The 7727-nt window shown below is 72.6% G+C and carries 9 protein-coding genes; 5 read left to right on the plus strand and 4 right to left on the minus strand.

All coding sequences use genetic code 11. The annotated features are described in order from the left end of the window. Positions 1-713, minus strand: a 713-nt coding sequence (locus H5J29_RS14145; RefSeq protein WP_181781418.1) for an NAD-dependent epimerase/dehydratase family protein, incomplete at its 3' end; no start/stop codon positions are given. Positions 714-841: 128 nt separating this feature from the next. Here H5J29_RS14145 and H5J29_RS14150 point away from each other — a divergent pair. Beyond that, positions 842-1381: a dihydrofolate reductase family protein gene (locus H5J29_RS14150; protein WP_181781419.1), complete on the plus strand. Its 540-nt coding sequence runs from the start codon at positions 842-844 to the stop codon at positions 1379-1381. Between the two features lie 18 nt (positions 1382-1399). Here the strand turns inward: H5J29_RS14150 and H5J29_RS14155 are convergent, their stop codons facing one another. The 3 genes from H5J29_RS14155 to paaZ form a co-directional block, all read right to left on the minus strand. After that, entirely contained in the window at positions 1400-1576 is a 177-nt protein-coding gene (locus H5J29_RS14155) for a zinc transporter Slc39a7 (protein WP_181781420.1), read from the minus strand. 116 nt (positions 1577-1692) lie between these two features. Beyond that, positions 1693-2952, minus strand: a complete 1260-nt coding sequence (gene paaK / locus H5J29_RS14160; protein WP_181781423.1) for a phenylacetate--CoA ligase PaaK — start codon at positions 2950-2952, stop codon at positions 1693-1695. A gap of 50 nt (positions 2953-3002) precedes the next feature. Continuing rightward, the gene (gene paaZ / locus H5J29_RS14165; protein WP_181781421.1) at positions 3003-4997 is read right to left on the minus strand and encodes a phenylacetic acid degradation bifunctional protein PaaZ; all 1995 of its coding nucleotides are present in this window, start codon (positions 4995-4997) and stop codon (positions 3003-3005) included. A gap of 191 nt (positions 4998-5188) precedes the next feature. Between paaZ and paaA the strand changes: the two genes are divergently transcribed. The 4 genes from paaA to H5J29_RS14185 form a co-directional block, all read left to right on the plus strand. Then, a complete protein-coding gene (paaA, locus tag H5J29_RS14170) occupies positions 5189-6145 on the plus strand; it encodes a 1,2-phenylacetyl-CoA epoxidase subunit PaaA (RefSeq protein ID WP_181781422.1) in 957 nt (318 codons plus the stop codon). Between the two features lie 71 nt (positions 6146-6216). Next, the gene (gene paaB, locus H5J29_RS35055; RefSeq protein ID WP_312858218.1) at positions 6217-6522 is read left to right on the plus strand and encodes a 1,2-phenylacetyl-CoA epoxidase subunit PaaB; all 306 of its coding nucleotides are present in this window, start codon (positions 6217-6219) and stop codon (positions 6520-6522) included. Next, positions 6519-7436: a 1,2-phenylacetyl-CoA epoxidase subunit PaaC gene (paaC, locus tag H5J29_RS14180; RefSeq protein ID WP_312858217.1), complete on the plus strand. Its 918-nt coding sequence runs from the start codon at positions 6519-6521 to the stop codon at positions 7434-7436. Before paaB ends, paaC begins: the two co-directional genes overlap by 4 nt. Positions 7437-7474: 38 nt before the next feature. Then, the coding region (locus H5J29_RS14185) for an iron-sulfur cluster assembly protein (protein ID WP_246393858.1) at positions 7475-7727 on the plus strand (253 nt) is incomplete at its 3' end.

Here is a 7727-nt window from a genome sequence, read left to right on the forward strand (position 1 = left end):
TCTCGGCCGAGCTCCGCGCGGTCGCCGCGGGTGAACGGCGTCGTCGCGCTCGCGACGTACCGGCCGAAACCGAGCTCGGGGGCCCGGGTCGCCGCGAGGAGGTGGAGGTCGACGAGGTCGGCGAGGTCCACGCGTCGGTACAGGAACTCGACGGCCTTGAGGTTCGCGTCCGTCCACCGGCTCCGGACCTCGTCCCGGTCGTCCGCCTCCGGGAAGAAGCGCGCGCTGCGCAGCACCACTGCGGGAAGTCCGTCCCGGGCCGCGAGCTCGGCCAGGTCCTCGGCGGCGGTCTTGGTGGCGCCGTAGATGTTGCGGACGCGGTGCGGGACGTCCTCGGTGACCCAGGAGGCGGGCTCACCGGCCGCCGGGGTCAGCGCCCGGCCGAACGCGCTGGTGCTGGAGGTGACCACGACGCTCCGCACGCCCGCGGCCGCGGCCTGCTCCAGCACGGTCAGCGTGCCGGTCACGTTGACCGCCACGAAGTCCTGTCGGCCGTGCGAGCCGACGTGCGGTTTGTGCAGCGTCGCGGTGTGCAGCACGTGGTCCGCACCGCGCACGGCCTCGGCCACCGCCGAAGGATCGGTGACCGAGCCGACGAGCGTCGTCGTGGGGCCCGGGAGCACGTCGAGGCCCACGACCTCCTCGCCGCGCTCGCGCAGCACCCGCACGAGCGCCTCGCCGAGATGTCCGGAGCTCCCCGTGATCACCCACACGGGCCGGAGACTAAGCCGGCCCGACGTCGCGGTCGATCGACTTCGCGTTCACTCGAACGGATCAACGAGTCCTGGGGGCGGCGGCCGTCTTCCCCTTCGACATCGACGGACTTCCCCCGGAGGACATCATGAGCAGGATCATCGCCGGCCTCTTCACCTCGGTCGACGGCGTCGTCGAGGCGCCCGAGAACTGGCACTTCCCCTACTTCGACGACGAGGTGGGTGCCGTCGTCGGCACGCTCATGCAGCCGCGGATGCTGTTGGGCCGCAAGACCTACGCAGGGTTCGCCGAGCACTTCGCCCCGCTCGCGGGCGACCCCTTCGCCGAGCAGATGGCGGCGCCGCCGAAGTTCGTGGTCTCCTCGACCCTGGAGTCCGCGGAGTGGGGCAACGCCACCGTCCTGGGCGCGGACTGGGTGGCGCGGCTGCGCGAGATCAAGGCGGGCGACGGGCCGGACCTGGGCATGTCCGGCAGCATCCAGCTCATCCGCGGCCTGATCGCCGAGGGGCTGCTCGACGAGCTGCACCTGCTGGTGCACCCGCTCGTCGTCGGCAAGGGGGAGCGGCTCTTCCCGGAGGGGACCGAGTCCTTCCCGCTGCCCGTCGCCTCGGTGACCACGCTGACCAACGGCACCGTGCACGTGGTGCACACGCCCGCGACGCGCTGACCCCCTGGGGCGGGCCTGCTAGTGCGCGTGCTCGTGCACCTGGTCCACGCCGGCGTCGTGCGCGTGGGGGTGCTCGTGGGTCTCGCCCTCGTGGGTGTGGGTGTGGGAGTGCTCCACGTGCTGGTGGTCGTGCTGCCCGTGCTCGTGGGTGTGCGCGGTGTCGCCGTGGCTGTGCTCGTGGGTGTGAACGCTCATGCCAGGAGACGGTAGAGCCCCGGACCCGCGCTGGGAACGGGTCCGGCACTCTCTCCAGAACTTCCCTGTTGCCTCGTTACTGCAGGTGAGAGGGGGTGGCTGCGTGCGGGGCCCGATCACCGCGCGCGGAGGTCCCGCAGCCGCTGCAGCTTGCCGACGGACCGCTCGAGGGTGTCCGGGTCCACCACCTCGCAGGCCACCGACACCCCGACCGTGTCCTTCACCGCCGAGACCAGCTCCGCCGCCGCGGCGGCCCGGCGCTGCGGCGTGGTGTCCGGCCGCGCCTCCACCCGGACCGCGAGCGCGTCCATCCGACCCTCGGTGGTCAGCACCATCTGGAAGTGCGGGGCGAGGCCCGCGGTCCGCAGCACGATCTCCTCGATCTGCGTGGGGAACAGGTTCACCCCACGCAGGATGATCATGTCGTCCGAGCGGCCGGTGATCTTCTGCATCCGGCGCATCGCGGGCCGCGCGGTGCCCGGCAGCAGCCGGGTGAGGTCCCGCGTGCGGTAGCGGATGATCGGCAGCGCCTGCTTGGTCAGCGAGGTGAAGGCCAGCTCGCCCTCCTCGCCGTCGGCCAGGGCGGTGCCGTCGAGCGGGTCGATGACCTCGGGCAAGAAGTGGTCCTCCCACACGTGCAGGCCGTCCTTGGTCTCCACGCACTCCTGTGCCACACCGGGTCCCATCACCTCGGACAACCCGTAGATGTCGACCGCGTGCATCGCCGTGCGCTCCTCGATCTCGGAGCGCATCTGCTCGGTCCACGGCTCCGCGCCGAAGATCCCGACCTGCAACGACGTGGCCCGCGGGTCGACGCCCTGGCGCTCGAACTCGCCGAGCAGCGTGAGCATGTAGGAGGGGGTCAGCATGATGACGTCCGGGCGGAAGTCCTGGATCAGCTGGACCTGCCGCGGGGTCATGCCGCCGGACACCGGGATCGCGGTCGCCCCGAGCTTCTCGATGCCGTAGTGCGCGCCGAGGCCGCCGGTGAACAGGCCGTAGCCGTAGGCGTTGTGGATGCGGTGGCCCGGCCTGCCGCCCGCGGCGCGGATCGAGCGGGCGACCAGGCCCGCCCAGGTGTCGACGTCTCGCGCGGTGTAGCCGACGACCGTCGGCTTGCCCGTGGTGCCCGACGACGCGTGGATCCGGCGGACCTCGGCCTGCGGCACCGCGAACATCCCGAACGGGTAGTTCTCCCGCAGGTCGGCCTTGCTCGTGGTCGGGAACTTCGCCAGGTCGGAGAGCGCACGACAGTCGTCCGGGTGGACGCCGGCCTCGTCGAACGCCGTGCGGTAGTGCGGGACGTTCTCGTACGCGTGTCGAAGCGTCCACTGCAGACGCTCGAGCTGCAGGGCGCGCAGCTGGTCGGTGGACATCCGCTCCGCGGCGTCGAGGGTCTCGGGCGCGGGAGCCTCGCCGAACCCGCTCACGTCGCGGCCTGCTTGGCCACCAGGGTCAGCACGTCGTAGCGCGCCACGGACTCGCCGTCCTGCCGCGTGACGTTCGCGTCCCACCGGACCTCGCCGTACCCGGCGGTCTCCCGCGGGGTCAGCTGCTTGCAGGTCAGGGTGACGGTGAGGGCGTCGCCGAACTTCACGGGGGTGAGGAACCGCAGGTCGTCCACCCCGAAGTTCGCCAGGACCGGGCCGGGATCGGGGTCCACGAACAGTCCCGCCGCCAGCGACACGATCAGGTAGCCGTGCGCCACGCGCTCGCCGAACAGTGGGTTCGCGGCGGCCGCCTCCGCGTCCATGTGCGCGTAGAAGGTGTCGCCGGTGAACTCGGCGAAGTGCTCCACGTCCTCCTGCGTGACGGTCCGCGGGCCCGCGACGAGCGTGTCCCCCGGTCGCAGCTCCTCCAGGTGCAGCCGGAAGGGGTGGACCTCGGTCTCGCGGCGTTCCGCGCCCTCGACCCAGCGGCCGGTGAGGGCGGCGAGGGTGTCCGGGTCGGCCTGGACCGCGGTGCGCTGCATGTGGTGCAGCACGCCGCGGATCCCGCCCAGCTCCTCGCCGCCGCCCGCGCGGCCGGGGCCGCCGTGCACGAGCTGGGGCAGCGGGGAGCCGTGGCCGGTGGACTCCTTCGCGTCCTTCTCGTTCAGCACGAGGAGTCGCCCGTGGAAGGGTGCGACGCCGAGCACGACCTCGCGGACGAACGCGGTGTCCGCGCTGACGATCGAGCCTGCGAGGCTGCCCTGGCCGCGGGCGGCGTAGTCGACCAGCTGCGCGGTGCTCTCGTACGGCAGGATCGTGGAGACCGGGCCGAAGGCCTCGACCTCGTGCGGCTCGGCCCGTTCCGGGTCCCCGACCAGCAGGACGGGGGCGAGGTAGGCGCCCCGGCCGACCGGGTCCTCCTCGGGGTCGCCCACCACGATCCGGCCCGCGTCGGCCAGGGCCTTGACCGACCGGCGGACCTCCTCGCGCTGCTCGGCCGACGCCAGCGCGCCCATCCGCCCCTCCGGGCCGACCGTGACCTCGGCGAGCGCGGCGGACGCGGCCTCGACGACCTCGTCCACCCGGCCGGCGGGCACGAAGGCGCGACGGATCGCGGTGCACTTCTGGCCCGCCTTCACCGTCATCTCCGTGACGAGCCCCTGCACGAACAGGTCCAGGTCGCCGTCGGGGCCCAGGGCGGAGAAGTTCAGCGAGTCCGCCTCCGCCGAGAACCGCACCGCGTTGCGGACGATCGCGGGGTGCGTGCGCAGGGTCTGCGCGGTCGACGCCGACCCGGTGAAGGCGACGAGGTCCTGCCCGGTCAGGTGGTCGAGGGTATCGCCCAGGGAGCCGGCCACGAACTGCAGCGCGCCCGCGGGCAGGAGCCCGGACTCGACGATCAGCTCGACCAGCCTCGCGGTGAGGAACGCGGTCGGGCTGGCGGGCTTGACCAGCGACGGGACACCCGCGAGGAACGCGGGCGCGAGCTTCTCCAGCGGCCCCCAGACGGGGAAGTTGAAGGCGTTCACCTGCACCGCGACCCCGTGCAGCGGGGTGCAGAGGTGCTGGCCGACGAACGTGCCGCCGCGGCCGAGCGGCTCGACCGGACCCTCGACGTAGACCGTGTCGTTCGGCAGCTCGCGCTTCGCCCTGGAGGCGTAGGCGAGCAGGACGCCGATGCCGCCGTCGACGTCGAACCTCGAGTCGCCGAGCGTCGCGCCGGTGCGCGCGGAGACGGCGTAGAGCTCCTCGCGGTGCTCGCGCAGGTGCCCGCCCAGGGCCTTGAGGAGAGCGGCGCGCTGGTGGAAGGTCAGCTCCCGCAGCGCGGGGCCGCCGACCTCGCGGCCGTAGCGGAGCGCGGCGCCGAAGTCGACGCCGGTCGAGGAGATCCGGGCGACCTCCTCGCCGCTCACGGCGTCGAAGAGCGGGCGGCCCTCGTCCGGTGCGGTATGCCAGTCGCCAGAGACGAAGCTGCGCAGCAACGCGCTCATGGTGCTCCCTCGGATCGGTGTCATCGTCGGCGAACGATCGTTCGGTTGCCGGGAGGCTAGCACGGGCGCGGCGTCGTCGACAGGGTCGAGGCGGTGGCTATCAGGTGATCAAGGGTGGCGCCCGGCGGTTGCGCGGGGCGCTCCCGTGCGCCATCATCAGACGAACGAACATTCGGTTATGGAGGTTCGCGATGACCGCGACCGACGCCCGGTCCCCCGAGGCCTACGCCCGGGAGTTCCAGGCCACGATCGACGCCGACCAGCGGATCGAGCCCCGGGACTGGATGCCCGAGGCCTATCGCAAGACGCTGATCCGCCAGATCGCGCAGCACGCCCACTCCGAGATCATCGGGATGCAGCCCGAGGGCACCTGGATCACCCGTGCCCCGTCGTTGCGGCGCAAGGCGATCCTGCTGGCCAAGGTGCAGGACGAGGCCGGGCACGGCATGTACCTCTACGCCGCGGCGGAGACGCTCGGCGTGGACCGCGAGGAGCTGACCGAGCTGCTGGTCTCGGCCCGGCAGAAGTACTCGTCGATCTTCAACTACCCGGCACTGTCCTATGCGGACGTCGGGGTGATCGGCTGGCTGGTCGACGGCGCGGCGATCTGCAACCAGGTGCCGCTGTGTCGCTGTTCGTACGGGCCCTACGCGCGGGCGATGGTGCGGATCTGCAAGGAGGAGTCCTTCCACCAGCGGCAGGGCTTCGAGCTGCTGCTCGCGATGTGCCACGGCACGGCTGCGCAGCGGGAGATGGTGCAGGAGTCGGTGAACCGCTGGTGGTGGCCGTCGCTGATGATGTTCGGCCCCGCGGACGGCGACTCGCCGAACACCCAGCAGTCGATGGAGTGGGGCATCAAGCGGCACACGAACGACGAGCTGCGGCAGCGGTTCGTCGACATGTCCGTGCCGCAGGCCGAGGCTCTGGGCATCACGCTGCCCGACCCGGACCTGCGGTGGAACGCCGAGCGCGGCGCACACGACTTCGGCGAGCCGGACTGGTCGGAGTTCCAGGCCGTGATCACCGGGGCGGGCCCGGCCAACGCGCAGCGGCTGGCGCACCGCCGCCGCGCCCACGAGAACGGGGCCTGGGTGCGCGAGGCGGCCCGGGCGTACGCGGACAAGCGGGCGAAGGCGGTGTCGGCGTGATCCCCGGGGACGGCGAGCAGACCGGCGAGGTCACGGCCGAGGGTGGGCACGGTGCCGTCCCCACCACGGGGGTGCCCACGGGACAGGGCGTGCGGCGTCGCGACTGGCCGCTCTACGAGGTGTTCGTGCGCGGCAAGCGCGGGCTCAACCACGTGCACGTCGGCTCGGTGCACGCCGCCGATGCGGAGATGGCGCTGCACAACGCCCGGGACGTCTACACCCGCCGCAACGAGGGCGTGTCGATCTGGGTCGTGAAGGCGGAGGACGTCACGGCGTCGAGCCCGACGGAGAAGGACCCCTTCTTCGCGCCCGCGGGCGACAAGGTCTACCGGCACCCGACCTTCTACGTGATCCCGGAGGAGGTGCCGCACCTGTGAGCAGCATCCACGAGGGCGAACACGACGCCACGAACGCCTACCAGTCCCTGTCGGAGACCACCGCGCAGGACGACCCGCGCTGGGCCTTCGGGACCGGCTTCGCGGACGTCGAGGCGGAGATCTCCGCGGCCGTCCCCGCCGGCGTCGACCCGGCGGATCTCGCCGCGTACTGCCAGATGCTGGGCGACGACGTGCTGGTCTACAGCCAGCGGCTCGCGGAGTGGGTGGCGAACGCCCCCGAGCTGGAGGAGGAGGTCGCGCTGGCCAACATCGCGCTCGACCTGCTCGGCCAGGCTCGGGTGTTGCTGGCCCGCGCGGGGCACGTCGAGGGCGCGGGCCGGGACGAGGACGTGCTCGCCTACCTGCGGGACCAGGCGGAGTTCCGCAACGTCGCGCTGGCCGAGCAGTCCGACGACCTGGACTTCGCCCGGTGCGTGGCGCGGCTGCTGGTGTTCTCCACCTGGCGGCTCGCGCTGCTGCAGCGGCTGCTCGGCTCGGCCGACCCCGTCGTCGCGGCGGTCGCGGCCAAGGGCGTGAAGGAGCTGACCTACCACCGGGACTACGCCGCCCGCTGGATCCTGCGTCTCGGCGACGGCACGGCGGAGTCCCACCGGCGCGCGCAGGCGGCGCTGGAGTGGGTGTGGCCGTACCTCGGCGAGCTGTTCCGCACCTCGGTGGAGGAGCGCAGGCTCGTCGCGGCCGGCGTCGCCGTGGACCCGGCGGACACCCGCGATGAGGTCGACGGCGTGCTGGACCAGGTCCTCCGCCAGGCCACCCTGACCCGGCCGGACCTGCGGCCGACGGGCACCGTCGGCGGGCGCGGCGGCAGGCAGGGCCTGCACACCGAGCGACTGGGGCTGGTGCTCGCCGAGCTGCAGAGCGTGGCCCGGGCGCACCCCGGGGCGACCTGGTGAGCGTGCGGGAGGTGGTCGGGAGCGTCGTGGATCCCGAGATGCCCATGCTGACCCTCGACGACCTCGGTGTGATCCGGTCCGTGGTCGAGCGGGACTCCGGCGTGGTCGTCACGATCACCCCGACGTACTCGGGCTGCCCGGCGCTCGACGAGATGCGCACGGACATCGCCGCGGCCCTCGGCGCGGCCGGGTACGGGCCCGTCGAGGTGCGGACGGTGTTCGCCCCGGCCTGGAGCACGGACTGGATCAGCGAGGCCGGTCGGCGCACGTTGGCGGAGAACGGGATCGCCC

This window comes from Pseudonocardia pini (genome assembly GCF_013870575.1).
Lineage (GTDB): Bacteria > Actinomycetota > Actinomycetes > Mycobacteriales > Pseudonocardiaceae > Pseudonocardia > Pseudonocardia pini.

What these genes read in the sequence shown, in the direction of transcription:
- H5J29_RS14155 (WP_181781420.1), bottom strand. Translation starts at nt 1,576, where the DNA reads ATGAGCGTTCACACCCACGAGCACAGCCACGGCGACACCGCGCACACC.
- H5J29_RS14150 (WP_181781419.1), top strand. Translation starts at nt 842, where the DNA reads ATGAGCAGGATCATCGCCGGCCTCTTCACCTCGGTCGACGGCGTCGTC.
- paaK (WP_181781423.1), bottom strand. Translation starts at nt 2,952, where the DNA reads ATGTCCACCGACCAGCTGCGCGCCCTGCAGCTCGAGCGTCTGCAGTGG.
- paaZ (WP_181781421.1), bottom strand. Translation starts at nt 4,997, where the DNA reads ATGAGCGCGTTGCTGCGCAGCTTCGTCTCTGGCGACTGGCATACCGCA.
- paaA (WP_181781422.1), top strand. Translation starts at nt 5,189, where the DNA reads ATGACCGCGACCGACGCCCGGTCCCCCGAGGCCTACGCCCGGGAGTTC.